This is a genomic window from Myxococcus sp. AB025B (assembly GCF_006518215.1).
Taxonomy (GTDB): domain Bacteria; phylum Myxococcota; class Myxococcia; order Myxococcales; family Myxococcaceae; genus Myxococcus; species Myxococcus fulvus.
Genome location: NZ_SRLW01000067.1, coordinates 1 through 21,652, shown reverse-complemented (window position 1 = coordinate 21,652; position 21,652 = coordinate 1). Strand labels below are relative to the sequence as shown.

23 protein-coding genes are annotated in these 21,652 nt (G+C 70.9%); 7 read left to right on the top strand and 16 right to left on the bottom strand.

The window, feature by feature from the left end; translation table 11 throughout:
• Positions 1–27: 27 nt before the first annotated feature.
• Positions 28–339 (top strand): hypothetical protein, encoded by a 312-nt coding sequence (locus FL311_RS13895; RefSeq protein ID WP_141325627.1) that lies wholly within the window; start codon positions 28–30, stop codon positions 337–339.
• Positions 340–345: 6 nt separating this feature from the next.
• On the opposite strand, the gene FL311_RS13890 is transcribed toward FL311_RS13895, so the two are convergent.
• The 5 genes from FL311_RS13890 to FL311_RS13870 all read right to left on the bottom strand — a co-directional run bounded on the left by FL311_RS13890 (position 346) and on the right by FL311_RS13870 (position 4,335).
• Positions 346–1,590, bottom strand: coding sequence for an AI-2E family transporter (locus tag FL311_RS13890; protein ID WP_141325626.1), 1,245 nt, complete (start codon positions 1,588–1,590; stop codon positions 346–348).
• A 134-nt stretch (positions 1,591–1,724) separates the two neighbouring features.
• Entirely contained in the window at positions 1,725–2,180 is a 456-nt protein-coding gene (locus FL311_RS13885; RefSeq protein ID WP_141325625.1) for a hypothetical protein, read from the bottom strand.
• A gap of 15 nt (positions 2,181–2,195) precedes the next feature.
• Positions 2,196–2,987: an alpha/beta fold hydrolase gene (locus FL311_RS13880; protein WP_141325624.1), complete on the bottom strand. Its 792-nt coding sequence runs from the start codon at positions 2,985–2,987 to the stop codon at positions 2,196–2,198.
• Positions 2,988–3,091: 104 nt separating this feature from the next.
• Positions 3,092–3,577 carry a hypothetical protein gene (locus FL311_RS13875; protein WP_141325623.1) on the bottom strand — a complete coding sequence of 162 codons (486 nt, stop codon included), beginning with the start codon at positions 3,575–3,577 and terminating at the stop codon, positions 3,092–3,094.
• Between the two features lie 20 nt (positions 3,578–3,597).
• On the bottom strand, positions 3,598–4,335 hold the full coding sequence (locus FL311_RS13870; protein ID WP_228556859.1) for a glutamine amidotransferase: 738 nt from the start codon (positions 4,333–4,335) through the stop codon (positions 3,598–3,600).
• Positions 4,336–4,441: 106 nt separating this feature from the next.
• Between FL311_RS13870 and FL311_RS13865 the strand changes: the two genes are divergently transcribed.
• From FL311_RS13865 to FL311_RS13855, 3 genes are read left to right on the top strand one after another with little or no spacing between them, the layout of a single operon-like run.
• The gene (locus tag FL311_RS13865; protein ID WP_141325621.1) at positions 4,442–5,932 is read left to right on the top strand and encodes an aldehyde dehydrogenase family protein; all 1,491 of its coding nucleotides are present in this window, start codon (positions 4,442–4,444) and stop codon (positions 5,930–5,932) included.
• 31 nt (positions 5,933–5,963) lie between these two features.
• Entirely contained in the window at positions 5,964–7,430 is a 1,467-nt protein-coding gene (locus FL311_RS13860; protein WP_141325620.1) for a glutamine synthetase family protein, read from the top strand.
• 23 nt (positions 7,431–7,453) lie between these two features.
• Complete coding sequence (locus FL311_RS13855; RefSeq protein ID WP_141325637.1) at positions 7,454–8,638, top strand: iron-containing alcohol dehydrogenase; 1,185 nt, start codon at positions 7,454–7,456, stop codon at positions 8,636–8,638.
• 181 nt (positions 8,639–8,819) lie between these two features.
• Here FL311_RS13855 and FL311_RS13850 read toward each other — a convergent pair whose 3' ends face one another.
• The 4 genes from FL311_RS13850 to FL311_RS13835 form a co-directional block, all read right to left on the bottom strand.
• A complete protein-coding gene (locus FL311_RS13850; protein WP_141325619.1) occupies positions 8,820–9,416 on the bottom strand; it encodes a hypothetical protein in 597 nt (198 codons plus the stop codon).
• Positions 9,417–9,609: 193 nt separating this feature from the next.
• On the bottom strand, positions 9,610–10,890 hold the full coding sequence (locus FL311_RS13845) for an Nramp family divalent metal transporter (RefSeq protein ID WP_141325618.1): 1,281 nt from the start codon (positions 10,888–10,890) through the stop codon (positions 9,610–9,612).
• A gap of 17 nt (positions 10,891–10,907) precedes the next feature.
• Entirely contained in the window at positions 10,908–11,399 is a 492-nt protein-coding gene (locus tag FL311_RS13840; protein WP_141325617.1) for a hypothetical protein, read from the bottom strand.
• A gap of 74 nt (positions 11,400–11,473) precedes the next feature.
• Positions 11,474–12,670: a macrolide family glycosyltransferase gene (locus FL311_RS13835; RefSeq protein WP_141325616.1), complete on the bottom strand. Its 1,197-nt coding sequence runs from the start codon at positions 12,668–12,670 to the stop codon at positions 11,474–11,476.
• A gap of 120 nt (positions 12,671–12,790) precedes the next feature.
• Here FL311_RS13835 and FL311_RS13830 point away from each other — a divergent pair, with 120 nt between their 5' ends.
• A complete protein-coding gene (locus FL311_RS13830) occupies positions 12,791–13,402 on the top strand; it encodes a TetR/AcrR family transcriptional regulator (RefSeq protein WP_141325615.1) in 612 nt (203 codons plus the stop codon).
• Between the two features lie 13 nt (positions 13,403–13,415).
• Here FL311_RS13830 and FL311_RS13825 read toward each other — a convergent pair whose 3' ends face one another.
• The gene (locus tag FL311_RS13825) at positions 13,416–14,063 is read right to left on the bottom strand and encodes a hypothetical protein (protein WP_141325614.1); all 648 of its coding nucleotides are present in this window, start codon (positions 14,061–14,063) and stop codon (positions 13,416–13,418) included.
• A 332-nt stretch (positions 14,064–14,395) separates the two neighbouring features.
• Between FL311_RS13825 and FL311_RS13820 the strand changes: the two genes are divergently transcribed.
• Both FL311_RS13820 and FL311_RS13815 read left to right on the top strand, forming a co-directional pair.
• Positions 14,396–15,124, top strand: coding sequence for an HAD family phosphatase (locus FL311_RS13820; RefSeq protein ID WP_194869196.1), 729 nt, complete (start codon positions 14,396–14,398; stop codon positions 15,122–15,124).
• Between the two features lie 145 nt (positions 15,125–15,269).
• A complete protein-coding gene (locus FL311_RS13815; protein WP_141325612.1) occupies positions 15,270–15,746 on the top strand; it encodes a hypothetical protein in 477 nt (158 codons plus the stop codon).
• 57 nt (positions 15,747–15,803) lie between these two features.
• Here FL311_RS13815 and FL311_RS13810 read toward each other — a convergent pair whose 3' ends face one another.
• From FL311_RS13810 to FL311_RS44055, 6 genes are all read right to left on the bottom strand, one after another.
• Positions 15,804–17,648, bottom strand: coding sequence for a glycosyltransferase family 39 protein (locus FL311_RS13810; protein ID WP_141325611.1), 1,845 nt, complete (start codon positions 17,646–17,648; stop codon positions 15,804–15,806).
• Positions 17,645–18,595: a hypothetical protein gene (locus tag FL311_RS13805; protein WP_141325610.1), complete on the bottom strand. Its 951-nt coding sequence runs from the start codon at positions 18,593–18,595 to the stop codon at positions 17,645–17,647. The genes FL311_RS13810 and FL311_RS13805 overlap by 4 nt, the downstream gene beginning before the upstream one ends.
• Positions 18,582–19,094, bottom strand: a complete 513-nt coding sequence (locus FL311_RS13800; protein WP_046715518.1) for a hypothetical protein — start codon at positions 19,092–19,094, stop codon at positions 18,582–18,584. Before FL311_RS13800 ends, FL311_RS13805 begins: the two co-directional genes overlap by 14 nt.
• A 59-nt stretch (positions 19,095–19,153) precedes the next feature.
• Positions 19,154–20,122, bottom strand: coding sequence for a CarD family transcriptional regulator (locus FL311_RS13795; RefSeq protein WP_141325609.1), 969 nt, complete (start codon positions 20,120–20,122; stop codon positions 19,154–19,156).
• Positions 20,123–20,195: 73 nt separating this feature from the next.
• On the bottom strand, positions 20,196–20,408 hold the full coding sequence (locus tag FL311_RS13790; RefSeq protein WP_046715516.1) for a hypothetical protein: 213 nt from the start codon (positions 20,406–20,408) through the stop codon (positions 20,196–20,198).
• 87 nt (positions 20,409–20,495) lie between these two features.
• Positions 20,496–21,652, bottom strand: a 1,157-nt coding sequence (locus tag FL311_RS44055) for a PEGA domain-containing protein (protein ID WP_228556858.1), incomplete at its 5' end; no start/stop codon positions are given.

Sequence of the window (21,652 nt, the reverse complement as noted above, 5' to 3'; positions counted from 1 at the left end):
AGGTAGCCATTGGCCCGGGGAGGACCCATGTTGGGTCCCATGCTCGTCCGCCTGCTTCCCCTCCTCGTGGGGGTGACACTCGGAACCATGGGATGTGATGTGGACCCCCTGGGGCCACTGCTGGACCCGCCGCCGGTGCTGTCCAGCCGCACCTGTTACACAGATGACGATTGCGTCGCGGACGCGTGCTGCGGGCTGGGAACGGCCGTCACGCACGCGGACGAGGGGCCCAACTGCCGCGGCGTGAGCTGCACCAGCGGCTGCCCCGAGGGCTCCATCGACTGCGGGCGCTGCATGCCCATCTGCCGCGGAGACCGCTGCGCCGCCGCCTGTCAGTGAGGCCGTTCAGGCCGCGGGCGTCTGCTGGCCCGGGGTGGCGACGGCAGGCTGCGGCTCGGCGCCCGGCAGCGTCACCACGGCCTGGGGCTGCGCCTTGAGGCGCGCGTAGTCGAAGCACGCCACGAGGATGGCGGTGATGGGCACCGCGAAGAGCGCGCCGATGAGGCCGAAGAGCCGCTCGCCCGCGATGAGCGAGAAGGCCACGATGACCGGGTGGATGCGCGCGGCCTGGCCCATGATTTTCGGGTTGAGGAAGTACGCCTCCACCGCGTGGATGCCGATGATCCACAAGAGGATGGCCACGCCCTTCTGGAAGCCGTCCGCCAGCGCGATGAGGACGATGGGCACCGAGCTCAGGATGGTGCCGAAGATGGGGATGAGGCTGAAGAACGTGGCGATGGTCGCCAGCAGGAACGCGAACTTCACGCCGAAGAGCAGGAGCCCCACGAAGGTCAGCGCGCCGTTGACGACGCAGATGGTGACCTGGCCGCGCACCACGCCGGACAGCGAGCGGTCCAGGCGCTCGGCGAGCTGCCGCGCGTCCTGCGCGTACTCGGGAGGCACCAGCGTGCCGCAGTAGCGGCGGATGGCCTGCCCGTCGATGGAGAAGAAGGCCGCCACCATCAGGATGAAGAACAGCATGAAGACGCCCGCGGCCACGCTGGCGACGATGCGGCGCGACACGTTGACGATGTCGCCCAGGTTCTCCTGCACCAGGGACGCCACGCGCTTCACCGCGTCCCCCATGAGCTGCTCCAAATCCAGCGCCAGGCTGAACTGTCCCGCGCCGGCCGCGTCCGCGCCCTCCAGCGCGCGGTTGGACAGCGCCACGGGGATGCCGTGGGCGCTCAGCCACGTCTCCGCGCGCTGGGCGAGCACCTGCACCTGCTCGGGCGTCAGCGTGTTGGCGAGCGCCATGAGGTCGCGGCTCACGCGCGCCATCTCCCGGTACAGCTGGGGCACCAGCGCGACGAAGAACAGGTACACGCCGACGAAGAAGCCCGCGTAGATGAGCAGGATGGCCACCCAGTGCGGCACCTGCCGCCCGGCCACCTTCACCCGCGTGATTCGCGCCACCAGCGGCTGCACCAGATAGGCGATGAGCGCCGCGCCCGCGAAGGGCATCACCACCGAGCGGAATGTCACCAGGACCAGGGCCACCACGAGCCACAGGGCGCCCAGCACCCACAGGCGATGGCGATGGTCGACGATGGGCGTCGGAGGCGGAGAGTCCACGGGCTGCGGCGACATGTCTCGGGCTTATGGCACCGCCCGCGCGCTGACAAGGCCCGCTCGCCCCCGTTCTCGTTCGTGCCCCAAGCAGGGGCTCGCCCGGGTGCCGGGGCGACGGAAAGTTCCCTCCATCCCCGGTCCAGCGGGCCTGCTCAGGCCGAGGGCTGCTGGAGCCGGAGCTTCCGCTCCAGCCGGTCCAGGCACTCGTGCATGTGCTTGCGCTTCACCCGGCCCTCGGTGGCCTCGCCCAGCCCGTGCATCTGCTCCGTCAGCCAGCGCGAGAGGAACAGCAGGGCCAGCCTGTCGTCGGGGCCCAGGCCGCGCTCCAGGTAGCGCTGGTGGCGCATGTAGTCGTCATACGCGTCCGTCTCGTGGGACAGCTCCCAGCGCGTCAGCCGCAGGGCCTCCGTGTACACGGTGGGGGAGGGGCGCGGACGGGGCTCGGTGAACAGGGGCGCGAAGTGGCCTCCGGTGTCCAGGTCCACCTCCTGCACCGGTGGCGGCCAGCGCCGCAGGTCCTGCGCGAGCAGCTTCGCCACCTCCTCCACCAGGTGCTCCAGGAGGGTGACGGGCTTCAGGTCGAAGAGATGGTCCCACCGCGAGGGCATGTCCCTCTCTCTACCTCAAGAGGCGGAGGGCGACAGCGCGCGCAGCGCCGGGGCGTGCTCGCCATAGCCCGCGGCCAGCTCGCGGCGGATGACCTGGTAGACGGACTTGCGAGTGAGCAGCTCCCCGTGTCCCGCGTCGGGCAGCTCGTGGTTGAAGACGTTGGGCTGCCCCTCGACCTTCAGCCGCGCGGAGGTCCACGGCGTCACCTCGTCCGTGCGCGAGTAGAGCGACGACACCCGCACGTTCCGGGGGAACGCGCCGGTGGAGAGCTGGCGCAGGAAGGGGGACACGGGCGTGAGCTGCCACATGCTGCGGCTGAACCAGCCGAGCGTCGCGCAGCCCAGGTACGCCAGCCGGCACCCCTGGTGCGGCGTGCCCAGCGTCACGAGGTTCCGCACCCGCTGGTCTCCGCCCAGGCGCTTCACGTAGTACGTGCCGATGAGGCCGCCCTTCGAGTGGCCGATGATGCTCAAGGGGCCCATGTGCGGGTAGCGCGCGTACATGCGCTCCACCTTCTCGCGCACCTTCTCGGCCAGCGCGTCGATGCCGTGCGTGTTGAAGCGGTCCAGCGCGCCGCCCAGGTGGATGGACCACACGGCGTAGCCCTCGCGCCGCAGCCGCTGCTCGAGGACCTCGAACACCCGGCGCGTGCTGAAGAAGCCGTAGAGCAGCAGCACGGGCCTGGGGCAGTGGGCGAAGTCCGTCCTCCGGACGATGCGGTTGGCGTCCGCGTCCAGGTGGAGCTGGCCGATGAGGCTCTTGAGCCGGCGGCTCCACCGGCGATAGCGCGGCAGGAATCGTTTCATGGCGCACCCGAGCGACGCGCGAGGCGCCGTCCGGGCTCAACCTGTGGATTCCCACCACCCGCTGCAGGCGGTGCGGGCGCTCGCGAACCGCGAACGCTATCTGCTCAACGTCCCGCGTCCGCGCCACCCGGGCCCGCGTCGGGAATCCCACCATCCCCCGTCCCCGCGTCCGTCCCACCATCCCCGGGGCCGGTGATGCAGCAGGCGGGCACCTGGTCGAAGTACAGCGCCGACTGCGAGCAGAAGACCCGGATGTCCCGGCGGTGCGCGCCGCAGCCGGTGACGAAGCGGTCGTCCTCGCACACCGGCTCGGGCGCCGTCGCCGGGTCACACGCCGTCAGGCTCAGCGCGCACACGGCCCGTGAGCGATAGAAGCGCGCGTCGCTCCGGTCCCCGGCGACGACGGTGCACGTGGCGCCCCGGTCGCACTGCTGGAAGACGGGGCCGGTGGAGCAGGGGCCCACGGTGCAGGCCGTCTCGCAGTTGAGCGCCTCCCCCTCGTCACAGCGAGGCGCCTGGTCGCACGGGTTCCCATCCGAGCAGGAGGTGACGAGGAGGGCGAGCAGGATGGACAGGAGGATGCGCGGCAAGGGAGGCCTCGGGAAGCGGGTCAGGTGAAGCGCTCCAGGAAGTTCATCAGGATTCGGCGCCCGAAGGGAGTGGGAGCAAGGCCCGCCAGCAGTCTCGGCACCTCCTCGCCGGGCGCACGCCCCCGCGCCAGCGCCTCCTTCTCCAGCCCCTCGCGCCGGGCGTCGATGACGGCGCGCAGTGCGTCGGGGCCCGCCTCCGGGTGGAACTGCACGCCCCGGACCTTGGGGCGGAAGGCGAGCGCCTGCGTGGCCGTATTGTCGTTGCCCGCGAGCACCCTCGCGCCCTCGGGCATGCACGTGACGATGTCCTCGTGAGTGGCCTGGGTGGCGAAGAGCTCCGGCACGCCGTCGAACAGCGCGTCCCGGCGTCCCTCCTCGGTGAGGCGCACCTGCACCGTGCCCGTCTCCCGGCCGCGCGGATTGCGCGCCACCTGTCCGCCGTACGCATGCGCGAGCAGCTGGTGACCGAAGCACACGCCGAGCACCGGCGTGCCCGCCTCGGCGGCGCTCAGCATGAAGTCCGCGGCGCGCTCCATCCAGGGCTCCAGCTTCGTCACCGACAGCGGTGAGCCCGTCATCATCACCGCGTCATACGCGCGCGCGTCGCGGGGCAGCGGCGCGTCGCGGTGCACGGGGAGGATGTCGAAGCGATGACCCTCCAGTCCAATGGTGCGCAGGAACCACTGCTCGTAATCACCCACACTGAGGCGCACGGACACGGCCGCCTCGCCGGCTTTCAGCAACAAGACGTTCTTCACCGCCGCAGGTTGCCGCGTCTGGACGTCATTCCTACCCTGTCGTGCCACCTGTGTTCGCTCCTGGCCAATCCGTCTGGAACGCCCCCGTGCGCCCCGAGGAATCCCCATGATTGATGCACGCTCCCTCTCCCCACGGCTTCCCGTCCTGCAGCTGCTCATCGACGGGCAGGGTGTGGACCCCATCGAAGGGGGCACCTTCCCGGTGGTGAACCCCGCCACGGGTGAGAAGGTGTGCGACGTGCCGAGCGCCACCGCGGCGGACGTGGACCGCGCGGTGAAGGCCGCCCGGCGCGCGTTCGAGTCCGGCCCGTGGAGCAAGATGTCCGCCCGCGAGCGCGGCAAGCTCATCCGCAAGCTCTCCGACCTGCTCTGGCAGCGGCGCGAGGAGTTCGCGCTCGTCGAGTCGCTCAACAACGGCAAGACCTTCCGCGACGCCATCCGTGGAGACGTGGCGCCGGGCGCTGGCACGCTCGCGTACTTCGCGGACTGGGCGGACAAGGTGCATGGCGAGGTGCTGCTGGTGGACGGGCCCTTCCACACCTACGTGCTCAAGGAGCCGGTGGGCGTGGCGGGCCTGATTGTCCCCTGGAACTATCCCACGTGCATCCTGTGCTGGAAGCTGGGCCCCGCGCTCGCCGCCGGCTGCACCGTGGTGGTGAAGCCCTCCGAGATGACGCCGCTCACGGCGATGAAGCTGGGCGCGCTCGCGCTGGAGGCGGGCTTCCCGCCCGGCGTGCTCAACGTGGTGCCCGGCTACGGAGACCCCGCGGGTGAGGCGCTCGCGCGCCACCCGGACGTGGACAAGATTTCGTTCACCGGCTCGGGGCGCACCGCGCGCCGGCTGATGCAGGCGTCGGCGGGCAGCAACCTGAAGAAGCTGACGCTGGAGCTGGGCGGCAAGAGCCCCCAGGTCGTCTTCGCCGATGCCGACATGGACCGCGCGGTGGAGGCGTGCTTCTGGGGCATCTTCGGCAACAAGGGTGAGACGTGCAACGCGGGCAGCCGCGTGCTGGTGCAGGACAGCGTCTACGACGAGTTCGTGGGCCGGCTCGCCGAGCGCGCGAAGAAGCTGCGCGTGGGGGACCCGCTGGACCCGTCCACGGAGATGGGCGCGCAGGTGAGCCAGAAGCAGCTCGACACCATCCTGGGCTACGTGGAGAGCGGACGTCAGCAGGGCGCGCGGCTGCTCGCGGGCGGCGAGCGCGACACGGAGAGCGCCAAGGCGAAGGGCTGCTTCATGAAGCCCACCGTGTTCGGCGACGTGAAGCCGGACATGAAGATCGCCCAGGAGGAGATCTTCGGCCCGGTGCTCGCGTGCATGCGCTTCAAGGACGACGCGCAGGCGCTGGAGCTGGCCAACGGCACGCTCTACGGGCTGGCCGCGTCGCTGTGGACGCGCGACGTGGCGAAGGCGCACGCGCTGGCTCGCAAGGTGAAGAGCGGCGTGGTGTGGATCAACTGCTTCAACGAGTTCGACGATGCCGCGCCGTTCGGCGGCTACAAGGAGTCCGGCTGGGGGCGGGACTTGTCGCACCACGCGCTGGAGGGCTACCTCCAGACGAAGGCGGTGTGGACGAAGCTGCCCACGGACACCTGAGCATTCCCTCACCCCACGAAGGAAGGTCCCGATGCCGACCCGTTCCAAGGCGAAGGTACTCACGCACCCGGCCGTGGCTCGCAGGGCGCGCGCGAAGGAGCGCGGGGGGCCGGTGCGCGGCGCCGCCGTGCCCCGGGACTCGGGTGGCGCGGACTCGATGCGGCGCTGGCTGGACGAGCGCGGCGCGAAGAAGGTGAAGGTCGGCGCCGTCGACATCGATGGCGTCTGGCGCGGCAAGTACATCTCCGTGGACAAGTTCCTCAGCGCCGCCAAGAGCGGGCTGGGGTTCTGTGACGTCGTCTTCGGATGGGACCTGGGCGACGAGCTGCTCGACAACACGCAGGTGACGGGCTGGCACACCGGCTACCCGGACGCGCACGCCACGGTGGACCTGTCCACGGGGCGGATGATTCCGTGGGAGCCGGACACCGCGGCGTTCCTGCTGGACTTCGTCAACGCGGACGGCACCCCGTTCGAGGCGAGCCCGCGGCAGCTGTTGCAGAAGGTCGCGGCGCGCGCGCGGGAGCAGGGCTACCTGCCGCGCTTCGGCGCCGAGTACGAGTTCTTCATCTTCAAGGAGCAGCCGCACACGCTCCGGGAGAAGGGCTTCCAGGAGCTGACGCCGCTGACGCCGGGCATGTTCGGCTACTCGTGGCTGCGCACGTCGCTCAACGCGCCGCTGGTGCACTCGCTCATCGACGGGTGCAACGGCTTCGGGTTGGACATCGAGGGCTTCCACACGGAGACGGGCCCCGGCGTGTTCGAGGCCGCCATCCGGTATGACGACGTGGAGCGCTCGGCGGACAAGGCGGCGCTCTTCAAGACGGTGGTGAAGGAGCTGTGCGCGCGCCAGGGCCTGTCCGCGTGCTTCATGGCGAAGGTGAACGCGAAGCTGCCGGGCTGCTCGGGGCACGTGCACCAGTCGCTGTGGGACCCGAAGGGCGAGCGCAACCTCTTCCATGAAGAGGGTTCGCCGCACGGGATGAGCCGGCTGATGCGTCACTACATCGGCGGGCAGATTGCGCTGATGCCGGAGCTGACGGCGCTCTACTGGCCCACCATCAACAGCTACAAGCGCAGCGTGGAGAACACCTGGGCGCCCACCACCGCGGCGTGGGGCCTGGAGAACCGCACCTGCGCGGTGCGCGTCATCGGCGAGAGCGCCAAGGCGATGCGCATCGAGTACCGCCAGCTGGGCGCGGACATGAACGCGTACATCGGCATGGCGGTGAGCCTGGCCGCGGGCCTGTGGGGCATCGAGAACGAAATCGAGCCGCCGCCCGCGTGCAACGCCAACGCGTATGCGTCCCACGAGGCCGCGCCCCTGCCGCGCAACCTCAAGGACGCGGTGACGCTGCTCAAGCAGAGCGAGCGCGCCCGGGAGTTGTTGGGCGAGGGCTTCGTGGACCACTTCGTGCGCACGCGCGAGTGGGAGGTGCGCCAGTACGAGCGCGCCGTCACCAACTGGGAGCTGGAGCGCTACCTGGAGCTCATCTGATGAGCCCGAGGGAGGAACCCGAGATGAAGCCGTTCGACATCCCCACCGAGCCCCGTGTCACCGAGATGGCGTGGCCCACCCGCATCGTCCTCGGCGCGGGGGCCCTCCAGCGGCTGCCCGCCCAGGCGCAGCGGCTGAAGATGAAGCGTCCCTTGCTGGTGACGGACGCGGGCGTGGTGAAGGCGGGCCTGGTCTCCCGCGTGCTGGAGGTGCTCAAGACGGCGGGCCTGCCGTGCGCGGTCTTCGACAAGGTGGAGCCCAACCCCACGGAGAAGGACGTCTTCGCGGGCCTCGAGGTCTACCGCAAGAACGACTGCGACGGGCTCATCGCCCTGGGCGGAGGCAGCGCGCTGGACGCGGGCAAGCTGGTGCAACTGCTCACCACGCACGAGCCGCCGCTCAGCCGCTACGACGACGCCAAGGGCGGCGACCAGTACGTGAAGGACGACCTGCCGCCGCTCATCGCCATTCCCACCACCGCGGGCACGGGCTCGGAGGTGGGGCGCTCGGGTGTGGTGACGCTGGAGGACACGGGGCGCAAGACGGTCATCTTCAGTCCGCACCTGCTGCCGGGCGCCGCCATCGTGGACCCGGAGCTGACGCTGGGGCTGCCTCCGGGAGTCACCGCGGCCACGGGCATGGACGCCTTCACGCACTGCCTGGAGGCGTACCTGTCGCAGGGCTTCCACCCGCTGGCGGACGCGGTGGCCATCGACGGCATCCACCGCGTGAGCCGCTCGCTGGTGACGGCGGTGCGCGAGGGGACGAACCTGGCGGCGCGCACGGACATGATGGTGGCCGCGATGCAGGGCGCCATGGCCTTCCAGAAGGGACTGGGGGCGTGTCACGCGCTGGCGCATGCGCTGACGCCCATCTCCGGCGTGCACCACGGCCTGGCCAACGCGGTGGTGCTGCCGGTGGTGATGGAGTTCAACCGCGCGGCGAGCACGGCCCGGCTGGCCCGGGTCGCGGTGGCGATGGGGGATACCTCCAACGCGCGCGAGGAGGTGCTCGCGAGCAACGCCATCGAGCAGGTGCGCAAGCTCAACGCGGCCATCGGGATTCCCGCGCGGCTGCGGGACGTGGGCGTGCGCGAGGAGGACCTGCCGCTCATCGCGCAGAAGGGCTTCCTGGACGCCTCGCACCTGAGCAATCCGCGCAAGGTGACGGAGGCCGACCTGCTGGCCATGGCCCGCGAGGCCTGGTGACGCGCGGGTAGGTGGCTCGCGGGGGGCTCCAGTCCTCCTCGGGGGATGTGCGCGGGCGCCCTGGAGGCTCGACGTGAGCGGCACGCGCGGAGCCGGCCTGCGTCCGGCTCGCGTGGCGCTCAGGCGGTGTGATACGCGCGACACGCGTCGAGGAGGTCTCGCGTCCTCCTCGGTGCCGGGCTCAGGTCCCTTCGTCCGCGGCAGCCGGCTGTGCGCCTGCGGTGCCTCCGTCGCCGAGCACCGTGGCGCCCAGGTCCTGGTCCGGCGCGGCGCCGGAGCCCGAGTCCGTCACCTCGCCGTGGGTGCCCACCACCGCGCCGGTGATCTCCGCGGTGCCTTCCTCCGGGACGAAGTCCATCGTCTCCACGAACACGCGTCCCGGCAGCCGCAGGTCCATGGCGCTGATGCGGTCCTGGCCGCGCAGGTCGTAGAGCTGCTGCGCGACGGGGCCCGCGGGGATTCGCTCGTCGGAGAAGAAGATGTAGACCTTGACCTTCCCCTCCTGGGTCGGGACGCGGAAGCTGGTGTTGGCGACGGGCTTGTTCGCGTCGCAGCGGATGGAGCGGTTCTCCCGCGTCAGCGTGAGCTGCCGGATGACGCCCTTCTCCGACACCGTGTAGAGCATGCAGTACGGAAGCTGTCCGGCCGAGGGGATGACCTCCATCGTCGCGGGTCCCGTCTTGCGGACCTGCGCCCGCGTGATGCGGTCCTCTCTCTTGCTGTCGTGGCAACCCACGCTCATCGCCGCCACTGCCAGCACCATGCTCCAGCGCTTCATGTGTCCCTCCCGGGGCGTGGAAGATCCACCATCCGCGTTCGAAAGCCTACTCCGAGCGTCACGCTCGGTGGATGGGCTGTCGCCCGCCCGCCTGGAGGCCGCGCGACACAAAGACCGTAAGTGCACATCCGTGCTCTTTGCGAGCGGAGCACGAACCCTCGTTCATTCCAGTGTCCCGCCGCGTGCACCGCTCTCAGCGGATCCTCAGTTTGCGCAGCGCGTCGACCGCTTCGTCGAGCCCGACGATGACGAACAGCACCACCGTGGCGACGAGCGCCGCGTTGACGAGCCAGCCGTTGCGCAGCGAGCCCACCCAGTCGCGCCGGTTGTTCATCCACAAGAGCGTGACGGCGAGCAGCGGCATGAACAGCGCCCCCACCACGGCATAGGCGAGCTGCGCGCGCTGCAGCGGTGCCCAGAGCATGGGCAGGGGCACGAGCGAGAGCGCCACCAGGTACAGCTTCCACGCGCGCGTCGTCCGCAGGTCCACCAGGCCGGGGGCCTCCTTGCGCTGGATGCGCAGGAAGTCCGCGAAGAGGTAGGGGACGCCCTCCCAGACGCCCAGCAGGCTGGAGAACACCGCGCCCCAGAAGCCGGCCAGGAACACCCAGTAGCCCACCGGCCCGATGATGGCCTCCAGCCGCGTCGCGAGCACGGTGGCGACCCGCAGGCCCGTGCCCTCCAACTGGAGCGTCGAGCCGATGATGACCATGGCGGCGCCGAACATCCCGGTGAGCGCGTAGCCCACGGCCAGGTCCGTCTGACAGATGCGCAGCCCGCGCGGGCCCTCGCGGCCCTTCTCCCGAATCCAGTAGCCGTACGAGAGCATCGTCACCGTGCCGCCCACGCCGCCCAGCAGGCCCAGCACCCAGGGCGCGCCCTGGTCCGGCAGCGAGGGGACGACGAGCCCGCGCGCGGCGGCGGCCCAGTCCGGCTCCGAGGCGAGCGCGGTGAAGAGCACCGCGCCGAACATCAACGCGATGCAGGCGGCCATCAGCTTCTCGAAGAGCCGGAAGCCGCCCAGGCCCACGAGCGCCAGGCCCACCAACGAATGAATCACGCCCCACAGCCGGCGCGACGTCTCCGAGTCACTGGCCAGGGGCCACAGCGCGTCGCCCGCCGCGCCGCACGCGGAGATGAGGGCGCCACCGGTGAAGAAGCTCCAGCCGAGCAGGTAGATGAAGAAGACGTAGCGCAGGCCCGCGCCCAGGCGGGCCCAGCCCTCCAGCACGGTGGTGCCGGTGGCGAGCTGCCAGCGGGCCACGCCCTCGTTGAGGAAGCCCTTGAGCACCGAGCCCACGGCGGCGGCCCACAAGATGGACACACCCACCGCGGAGCCTCCGAGGCTGGCGGTGAGCAGGTCTCCCGCGCCGACACCCGTGGCGGCGACGAGGATGCCAGGACCGAAGCGCGCGAACAGCCCGGGCTTGTCACTGGCGAGGGACTGCGCGGAGGACGGTGCGTTGCTTTCCATGGCGGTGGCGCCGGAGGCTACCACCCCCATTCGAGCGACACGTCCACGTCACCCGTGCAGTCCAGGAGGGGAGGGTGCGGGCCGCGTCCCGAGCCGAGCTGGCGCAGAAGCGTCGCCCACGCGTCGAGGAAGGCTCGCGGGGCCATCACCTTCTGGACCGCGAGGGCGTGGGCGAAGCCGGGCTCGGCCAGCTTGTCCTGGAGGCGCTGTGCCTGCTGGTGGACCTCGTTCGCCGCGCTGGCGAGCCGCTCGACGCTGAGCTGACGAGGGTGGGCCCGGTAGGGCTCCGGCGTCGCATGACAGTCCTCGACGCGCGCGAGCAGCTCACCCAGGCTCGCGAGGGTGCTCTCCGAGAAGGTGAAGCGGAAGTAGGTGTTGGGGGTCGTCGACAGCTCGGTCATCGCCTCGAGCAGCTCCGCCAGCGAGGACCAGCCGAGCCACAGGTACAGCTCCCGCGGCTCATCCACCAGGTTCACGACCCACTTCGGATGGATGTCCCGCGCGTCCATGCCCAAAAGTCTGCCACGACTCGTCGTCGCGCGTGTCGCGCGTCACGACGACGCCCGGTGGAGCACGTCACGCCTCACCCACCGAGCGCCTGCTCGATGAGGTCCGCGGCGCGCTTCGCTCCTCCCTCGTCGCGCAGCTCGCGCTGAATCGCGGCGGCCCGCTCGGCGAAGCGGGGCTCCGTCGTGAGTCGCTGGAACGCCTCTCGCAGTGTCTGCGCGGTGGCCTTCTCCGTGTCCAGCCGCAAGCCGACGCCCAGCTCGACGATGCGGTCCGCGTTGGCGAACTGGTCGGTGGCCTGGGGCACGGCCAGCATCGGCTTGCCGCACCACAGCCCCTCCTGCGTGCTGCCCATGCCCGCGTGGGTGAAGAAGACATCCGACTGCTTCAACACCGAGAACTGCGGCAGCCACGCGTGCACCTCGAAGTTGGTGGGGACCTCTCCCAGCTCCGAGCGCTGGACATGTCGACCGATGTTCAGCACCACGTGCCAGTCGGGCAAATCTCCGAACGCCGCCATGCACTGGCGATAGAACCCGGGCTGGTTCGTGAACGTGGACCCCAGCGAGATGAGCAGCACCTTCTTCGCGTGCGCGGGCCTGCTCCACGTCCCTTGGTGGACGCGCTGCTCGTCGAGACACGGTCCCACGAAGGTGAACCGCCGCGTGTCCACGCGGTCCGCGTTCGGCTGCATCGCGCGAGGGATGAGCACGAGCGAGCGCGGCGGTAGACCGACGAACAACGTGGAGTCCGTCTCCGCCACGCCGCAGTCCTTCAGCCACTCGGAGAAGCGACGGTAGTAGTCCGCGCCACCCGGGGCCGCGCGCAGCGCCTCCAGCATCGGCGCCATCTCCTCGGTGCAGCCCTCCCACGCGACGAACGTGGGGGAGAGCTGGATGGCGGGCTTCCCCCAGTTCTCCGAGAGGATGCGCGCCGTGTAGCCCGCGATGTCGTAGAGGAACAGGTCCGGCCGGTCCTGCTCCCAGGCCGCGCGCAGCCGGGGGAGCTGCTCCTGCGCATCCTTCAGGAACACCTCCAGCTGACCAATCGTGTCCTCCGGCCACTGCCGGTCCGCGACGCCTTCTCGCGGCAGCGTCGACGGATAGGGCACCAGCTTCGCGCCCGTCTGTTCGATGGGCTCCGCGAAGGAGGCGTCGTTGGCGTAGCTCACGCGGTGGCCCCGGGCCACCAGCTCTCGCAAGACCTCCAGGCTCGGGTTCACATGGCCGTGCGCGGGGATGCTGACCATCGCGATATGGGCGCGTCGCTTCATGGAGGGGGCTCCTGGATTGAGACGAGACGGTCCGTCTCGCCAAGTCACCATGAGGCTCGACCCACCGGTTGTCAAGACGAGACGTTGCGTATCGCCGCAGCGCCGCTAGCGTACCGGGCCATGAGTGAGGCGAAGACGCCGGACACCGGGCGGCGCAGCGAGCGTTCGCACCAGGCCATCCTGAAGGCGGTGGTGGAGCTGGTGGGGGAGCAGGGCTACACGCGGCTGACCATCGAGGCCATCGCCGCGCGGGCCGGGGTGGGCAAGCAGACCATCTACCGCTGGTGGCCGACCAAGGGTGCGCTCGTGCTGGATGCCTTCGCCGCGCTGATGGGGGACGTGACGCCGCTGCCGGACACGGGCGACGTGGTGGCGGACCTGAAGGGCGTGATTCGGGCCACCGTCGCGGAGCTGGGCTCGCCGCGCCTCGAGGTGCCCTCACGCGCGCTCACCGCGGAGTCGCAGATGGACCCGACGCTGGCGAAGCAGTTCGTGGACACGCTGCTGCGGCCGAACCTGGAGGTCACCAAGGAGCGGCTGCGCGCGGCGCAGAAGGTGGGGCAGGTGGCTGGGGACGTGGACCTGGACGTCGCCGTGGAGCTGTTCTTCGGGCCGCTGTTCCACCGCTGGCTCTTGCGCACAGCGCCGCTCTCCGAGTCCTACGCGGACACGGTGGTGGACTACGCCCTGGCCGCGCTGCGCCCCCGGAAGTCGCCGGGGGGCAGGGGCTGACAGGAGGCGCGGCTCACATGCCCGGGCACTGGCCGGGCTTCATCTCGTTCGCCGTCTGGTGGACCTCGCTGCTGAGCTGCTGCTGCATGGACGGGTCCATCGCCGTGTAGACGATGACCACGCCATCCGGCGTGTCCTGGACGCTCGCGCTGGAGGGCATCGTCGGCGCGCCCGCCATGCCGGCGCCGCCCGTGCCGCTGTCATCGCGGCCGTACTGCTCCTCGGTGGCGCTGTCGCCCAGGTCCTCGCGCTGCACCTCGTCCAGGACGGAGGTCTCCTGCGCGCGCTGGGTGCTGGCGGCCTGCTCGTGCAGCATGCGGCGGCTGCGCTGCTGCAACTCCGCCACCTGCGTGGGCTCTGGCGTGCTGAGGACCAGTGCCACGCCCTCGGGCACGTCCTCGGCCCGGGCCACCGCGCCGGGGACGGCCATGGGGCAGTTGGCCTCGGAGACGCCCTTGTGGTGTTTGCCATGGTGCTTGCCGTGGGCGTCGTCGGGCGGCGCGCCCTGCGCCATGGAAGGTGGCGGCTGGGGTGGGGCCGGAGGCTGTGTGCTGGCCTGGGGCTCGGCGCCCTGGGACTGCGAGCCCCGCTTGGAACAGCCGACCGAGAAACACAGCGCCGCGGACACGGCGAGAATCGACGGAAGCCTGAACAGCTGCATGTGGATGTCCCCCTCCGGGCGAGAGCCCGACTCGCGGAAGGTGGACAGGGGGGGCGAAGGGCGCCAACGTCGTCCCCACCGCGTCCAGGTCGCCCGCCCCGCCCTGGAGACGGGGGTTCCATCCTCGAGGGGACGCAGCATCGTGCCGGGCGACACCTGGGAGGCATCTGGTGATGACTCGCGGACGCCAGGACGGTGTTCGACGGGGTTGCTCGTCCGATGAGCAACACGTCGCGCTCCGAGCCGACATCCAGGGGAGGAGGTCCTCCGTCCTGGTTCGTGGAGCAGACAGGGATTCCGACAGGGGCCCTGCCCGACAGGAAGGATTGTGTATGAGAAGGCTCGCGGTGCTCGACCTGGATGGGACGCTCACCCCGGACACGCTCGGGGCCTTGCTGGTGCGTGAGCTGACGGCGCGCGGTGTCTGTGATGGGACGGTCGTGCGCGAACTCCTGGCGGCGGTCGAACGCCATGACGTGGGCGGACAGGACTTCTTCGAGGCCGTCGCGGAGCTCTACCGGGGCTGGGAGCGGCTCTTCGCGGGTGTGGCGGTCCCCAGCGTCGAGCGCGCCGCGGAGGAGGTCTGGGCCCAGGCGCGAGGTCGCTTGTTCGGGTTCGTCCGGCCGCTGCTCCGGATGCTCGAGGCCGAGGGGTTCCTGGTGGCTCTGGTCTCCGGAGGGCCCATCGAGATGGTCCATCTAGTGGCGGAGGACCTGGGCATCGACGTGTACCGGGGCGCGCAGATGGCCATCCGGCGCAATCGCTATACGGGACAGGTGCTCCAGGGGCCTGGCCGCAGCGGGGGCAAGCCGGGCATCCTCCAGGAGCTGGCGTCGCTCCACCGCGCCTCGCTGGAGCGCTCCCTCGCGATGGGCAACTCCCTCTCCGACGCGGAAATCCTCGCGCTGGTGGGCTTCCCCCTGGCGTTCGAGCCCTCACCGGAGCTGGCCGACCTGGCGGTGACTCGCGGGTGGAGCCAGGTCGACCGGCACGATGTGCTGCAGGTGCTCCCGGTGCTCCTCGCGGGGGAGCAGGGTGGGGAAGGTGTCCCCAGCGCGTGAGCGGGTTCCCGGGTTGCTTTTGCATCCGGGTTGGATGTTTGTGCTGGAGGTGAGGAGGCGCTTCGGGCGTGGGTGTGAGGGTTTGCGGTCGTCCTTTGTCCGGTGGTTAGGATGGACTGTTTCCCTTCACCCCGAGGAGCGTCGAATGAAGCGATGGACTCGTGTCTGGATGGCCGTGGTGTCGTTCGTGGCGGTGTCGGCCTGCGGTGGTGTGGATGGGCTGACTCCGCTGGAGCAGGAGCTGGGGGAGCAGGAGGCGCGCATCGATGTCTGTGGTAACGGCCTGTGCTTCCGGCTGGAGCCGCAGTCCTGTCCCGAGGACTGTCCGTACAGTGGCTACTGCGGCGACGGCATCTGCCAATCGTCCTACGAGTCCAGCGCCTGGTGCTCGGATTGCTCGGCGGGCCCGGGGTGTCTGGCGCCGGAGGCCGCGCGGCCAAGTGAGCCGGAGGGGCTCATCGATGTCTGTGGTAACGGCCTGTGCTTCCGGCTGGAGCCGCAGTCCTGTCCCGAGGACTGTCCGTACAGTGGCTACTGCGGCGACGGCGTCTGCCAATCGTCCTACGAGTCCAGCTCGTGGTGCTTCGACTGCTCGGCGGGCCCGGGCTGTCGGACGCCGTAGCGTCGAGTCACCGGAGCGCGAGGGCCCCGTGGGTCATCACGGGGTCTTCGTCGTGGCTCAGCGAGGCTCGGGCCGCACGTAGACGATGACCTGCGGGGTCTCATCCAGGTACAGCCCCGTCGCGGGCGTGCGCGTGTTGAACGCCTGCCACGTCTGGAACTCGTACTCGCGGAACTCCTGGTGGTACTGGTACGCGACGATGTCCGCCTCGAAGGGGCTGCCCACCGCGCGCAGGTCCGGCCGGAGCATTCCGTTGCGCTGGTAGTCCCGGAACGAGCCGCCGTGCACCTCATGCAGGAACAGCCGCGCGTTCGGCTTCGCGTGCGCGTTGATCCACGGCAGCACGCCGGTGACGTGGCTGGACCAGAACTGCCGCTGCATCCCCAGCGTCGCCGCGCCGGGCAGCCCTCCGGCCAGCTCCGAGTACGCCGCCGTCCCGTAGGGGAACACGCGCGCCGAGTACACCAGCGCGGGCGCCAGCAGCACCGCGAACACGGGCGCGAGCACGGCGAGCGCGGGCACCGAGGGCTGCTTCTCGCGCAGCCGCTCCAGGAGCGCCGTCGAGCCGCGCGACACCGCCTGTCCCGCGAGCAGGCCCAGGAACACCATGGACGGGAACCAGTGCTTCACCCCGCCGAAGTGCGGCACCTGGGGGTGGCTGATGATGAGGATGGACGTCACCGCGTTCACCCCCACCAGCGCCTCCACCATCGTCACCGGCCGCACCCACGCGCGCGTGCGCTCGAGTTGTCCCAGCACCACCCGACCCGCGAGCGCGAGGAAGCCCGTCACCATGGGCGCGAAGAGGCTGGTGGGCACCGTGAGCGCCGTCTTCACCAGCACGTACGCGAGCGGGAAGGGCGGCTCGCGCAACAGCGTGCCCAGGTAGAACCAGGCGTAGTGGTTGTGCTTGGCGTGGAAGGCCAGGTACCACGCGGTGCGGTCCACCGGGTGGTGCCAGAGGTAGGGCCAGTGCAGGTAGAAGATGACGGGCCCGAGCACCGCCATCGCCGCGATGGGGACCAGCGCCCGCGTCACCTGCGCGTTCACCTTCTCCACGCCCTTGAGCAGCCACGTGCCGCCGACGGCCAGCCCCATGAACAAGAGCGTGTGGGGGCTGAGCAGGAAGAACTTCCGCTGGAAGCCCTCGCCGCCGCCCAGCGACAGGATGAGCAGCCCGTAGAGCACCGCCACCGAGGCGAACAGGCCGACGAAGCGCAGCAGCCACCCGCGCGCCTGGGGCTCCGCCTCGCTCGCCTCCCACGCGCGCCACAGCGCGAAGGGCGTCAGCACGAAGGGGAGGAACAGCGCGTTGTGCTTGGCCGTCAGCGCCAGGCCGAAGGCCACGCCGCACGCCACGCCCCAGCGCACGTCCTCCAGCGCGCGCCAGAAGCAGTACACGACGAGCAGCCACAGCGCGGCCACCGGCACGTCGAAGCACGCCAGCTCCGCGTTGAAGTACTGACGCGGCACCAGCATGAACGCGAGCGCGGCGAACAGGCCCGCGGCGCGGCCGTACAGCGCGCTGCCGAACAGGAAGCTCAGCGCGGGCACCAGCGCCGCCAGTGCGAACGCCGGCAGCCGGAACGCGGCGGCCGAGCGCATCCACCCCAGCGTGTCGTGGAAGAGCAGGTGGCTCAGCCCGAACAGCGTCTTCATCAGGACGGGGTGCTCGTGGTTGTAGTCCCACGCGCGGACGATGGCCGCGTCCGTCAGCGCCCGCGTCGGCGACTGGAACAGCTGGCGGAACCAGCCCGCGTACCCCTCCGCCGCGGCGAAGTAGACGCTCTCGTCGCGCGTGAAGCCCACGTGGCCTTCGGTCCACCACAGCGCCACGAAGGCCAGGGCCCACAGCGCCCACGCCTGGAGCTTCTCCTCGCGGGTCGCCGGCCTGCCCGTCATCCCTTCACTCCCACCGTCGGCTCCACCGCCAGCACGTCCAGGCACACCTGCCGCCGGTCCGGATTCCGGGAGCGGACCCAGACCTTCACCGTGCGCGGCGCGCCCGGAGGCAGCCGCACCTCGGCCTTCTTCACGCCCTCCTGGCCCGGCGCGATCGCCACGTCCAACAGCCGCGCGCCGCTCGCCGCGTCGTCCACGCCCAGCAGCGCCGTCGTCAGCTGCGCGTCCTTGGGGAAGGCGTACTCGAAGATGATGCCGCCCTCGAGCCGCAGCCCCACGTCGCCGGGCACGCCGTCGAACTCCGCCACCAGCTTCTGGTCTCCCGGCGGCGCGGGCATCCACAGGCAGTGGCGCGGCTCGTAGAGGACCTCGTGCCACTCGGTGGCCACGTAGATGTTTCCCTGGCCGGGGCAGCGGTGCGCCGAGCCGTTGAAGGGACACGCCTGTCGCGCGCCGTCGTCCGACTCCAGGTACACCCGCGCGCGGGAGACGACGTCGGAGGCGGTGAAGCGGCGCGGCCGGTGGCGCCCGTTCTCGTAGAGCGTCAGCGTCAGCGGGCCCTCGCGCTCGGGTTCCCCCAAAGCGCGGCGCTGGGGCAGGAAGTCCTTCAGGAAGGCCGCCTCGTCCGAGCGCGGCAGCTCCGGCTGTCCCAGCACCCAGACGCGCGGGTGCGCGGACAGGTCGTCGGTGTCCGAGCCCAGGTAGCCGTAGACGGGCAGCCCCGGAGGCACGAACAGGCGCGCGCGCTCCGTCCACCAGGGGAACAGCAGCACCGCGTCACCGGGGCGGGCCTGCGACTGGAGCCGCCGGGCCACCGCGCGATAGCCCTCCTCGGTGGGGAGCTTGCCCGGCAGAAGCAGGTGGAAGAGCAGGCACAGGAGCGCGACCAGCAGCAGGCCCCCCAGCTCCAGGAGGGGCAGCGCGCGTGGGAGGCTAGGACTTCGCAAGACGAATCTTCTGCTCGCTCTTTTCCCGGCAGAAGGTGCAGAAGATGGGCTCACCCTGGGAGAACGACGGCGTCCAGGGCGGGTACATCGAGCACCGCGGGTCCAGGCAGTGGTGCAGCTCCCACAGGTGGCCGAGCTGGTGCAGCGCCTGCCGCGCCACGGGCTTGAAGCCCGTCTCCAGGTCCTTGTGCGGCTGCAGCGAGATGATGGAGCGGTCCTTGCCCTGGCGCGCGAAGCCCGGGGTGGGGGCCACGCCGCTGGGCAGCTCGCGCTCCTTGAGCTTGCGCGTGGTGAGCAGCAGCACCTTGTCGTCCTGATAGGCGCGGATGCCCTTCACCTGGTCCAGCAGCTTCTCGGCGTCCAGCGGCTCGCCCAACCCCGGGGGGATTTCGGCGCTGCCGGAGTGCTCGCTGCCCACGCCGAACGCCGTGTAGAGCGTGCGGTTGAGCTTGGCGAGCTGCTTGTCGTCGAAGGGGTCCAACGTCACGACGCGAATCACGGGGAATCACCTCGGCGCGAAGAGGGCCCGCGTCAGGGCCCCCTGGATGGTGTGGGCGGTCAGTCCCCGCTGTCGGCGGGCTTGGCCTTGGGCGGACGGCCGCGCTTCTTGGGCGCGGCGGGCGCCGCTCCCTCCACTTCGGGCGGCTTCGGCTTGGGCGGACGGCCGCGCTTCTTGGGCGCGGCGGGCTCGGCGCCCTCGGGGGGCGCCTCCGGCTTCGGCTTGGGAGGACGGCCGCGCTTCTTGGGCGCGGCGGGCTCGGCGCCCCCGCTCTCCGCGGGCCTGGCCTTGGGCGGACGACCGCGCTTCTTGGGCGCGGAGGACTCCTCGTCGCCCTTCTCCTCGGACGACTCCTCGCCCTCCTCCTCGGAGGAGCTCTCCTCGTCGGACTCGGACTGCGGCTCCTCGTCGGAGGGCAGGTCCAGGTCTCCGTCGAGCCCCAGCAGGTCGCCGTCCAGCCCCAGGTCGTCCTCGTCACCCTTCGCGAACTCGGCGGCGGTGCGCTTGGGGCGCTCGCGGCCGGGCGGGAAGAGGACCAGGTCGATGGCGTCCTCCGCGTTGACCTCGGCGGTGCCGAGCGCGGTGGCGACCTCCGACACCAGCAGGTGCCGGGCGTTGTCGTACAGCTCACGCTCCTTGGTCGGCAGGGGGCGCAGCTCGCTCAGGACCTGGAGGTCCTTGACCACCTCGGCGAGCCCCAGGATTCCGCCCTGGGTCATGCGCTCCTGGTTGGTGCGTGCGCGCTGCTTCCAGTCCAGGTCGGCCTTGTCGCCGTCGGAGCGCAGGAACGCGAAGAGGCTCTTCACGTCGTCGGGGCTCGCGACCCGGCGCACACCGATGGCCACGACCTTGGCCTGGGGCACCATCAGGAGGGCGTTGTCCTCCTCGCGGCGCATCGTGACGAAGATGAGCTTCTGTCCCGCCACTTCCTTGGTGTCGATGGCGGTGACGCGGCAGACACCCTGATTCGGGTAGACGACCCGGTCGCCGACCGCGAGCTGGTTGAGTGACGCGGACCCTTCAGGCATGTCCCCCTCACGGGCAGGTAGACGTCAAACGGAGGCCCGGGCTTAGCACCGAGTCGCGCTCGACGCCACGAGATTACCGGTGAACCGACGCCGTGCGTTCGCCCGTCCGCTGAGCCTCCAAAAGGATGCCCAGCAGCTCCTTCTGCCGCGCGTCCAGCGCCGCCTCCACCTGCGCCTGCGTCGGCTCCGCCTCGCTGCTCCCGGGACGCGCGTCCACGCGGCCCGACAGCCCCACCGTCCCGAGCACCACCGCTCCCACCACGGCCACTGCCACCAGCTTCAACATGTTGAGCCCTCCTTGTCGCTCAGGGTAGGGGGAGCGACTGGAGGATCAACTTTTCGGCGACAGGCCGCTGCACGGCTGTAGCAGGGCTCACTGTGCCGTGCGGCCGTGGCGGTGCTCGGCGGGGGCCGTCTGGCTGCCGGTGGGGTGGACCACGGGGATGACCTCCAGCAGGAGGGTGCCGGTGTTGTCGGCCAGGTTGTCGTCCGGGAAGGCGAGCTGGAGCCACGACGCCCCCCTGAGCCGGGTGGGCTGCCCCACCTCCAGGAGCGCCAGGCCGCTGGGCGAGCCCTCGGGACCGGGGCCGGTGCCCACCAGGCCGAGCACCCGGCCCACCGGGCCTCCGCCCAGGCCGCGGGTCCGGGCGGGCTCGGCGGTGTAGCGCAGCACCACGTCGTACGTGGTGCCCGGGTCCAGGGCGCGGAGCACGAAGCGGTCCGCGCGCGACAGCTTCACCGCGTGCTGGCGCGAGTCCAGGCGGAAGGGCGCGAGGCTCGCTCCCCCCAGCTCGCGGATGCGCACCTGGAGCCCGCCCCGGTTGTCGTCCCGGCGGGCATCCAGCGCGAAGACGTGGAGCACGGACGCGTGGCGCACCAGCTGCTCGTCGGGGCCGAGCACGCCGAAGGAGTCGTGCGCGGGCAGGTTCGCGTCGCCCTCCAGGAAGTAGCCGGCGTGCTGGACGGACATGGGGCCGCCCAGCGACATGCGCCCCTCGGTGTGCACCAGGTACGTGCGGGCCGGGTCCAACTGCACGCGCGCGGCGTTGGTGACGGGGACGCGGAAGGCGTGGCTCACCGCGGACAGGCGGATGCCGCCCGGGGCCCAGTCCATCTCCTGTACGGGGGGCGCGTGGTGCGCGCGGGCCGACGTGGCGGACGCGGCCGGAGTGTTCATCCGAGGACGAAGTCGCGCGTGCACGGCCAGGGTGGTGCCCCGCTCGGCGCGGACCACCTGGCTCCACGGCACCATGCCGGGGATGTGGACCTCCAGCAGGTGCTCGGCGTCCGCGGGCAGGTGGGTGAGGAGCGCGGGCGTGAGCGTGTCCAGCGGGCGGCCATCCACGCGGATGTTGGCGCCCGGCGGCGACGAGCTGAGCTCCACGGAGAAGGTGCCGTTGCGCCCCAGCATCATCACCACCAGCGCCACGCCCATGGCCGCGAGCACCGGCGTCCCCAGCGCCATGGCGTTCGGCACGCGGGGGCGGAGCGGGACAGGGGCGTCGGTGGTCGGCGCGGGCTCGGGAGGAG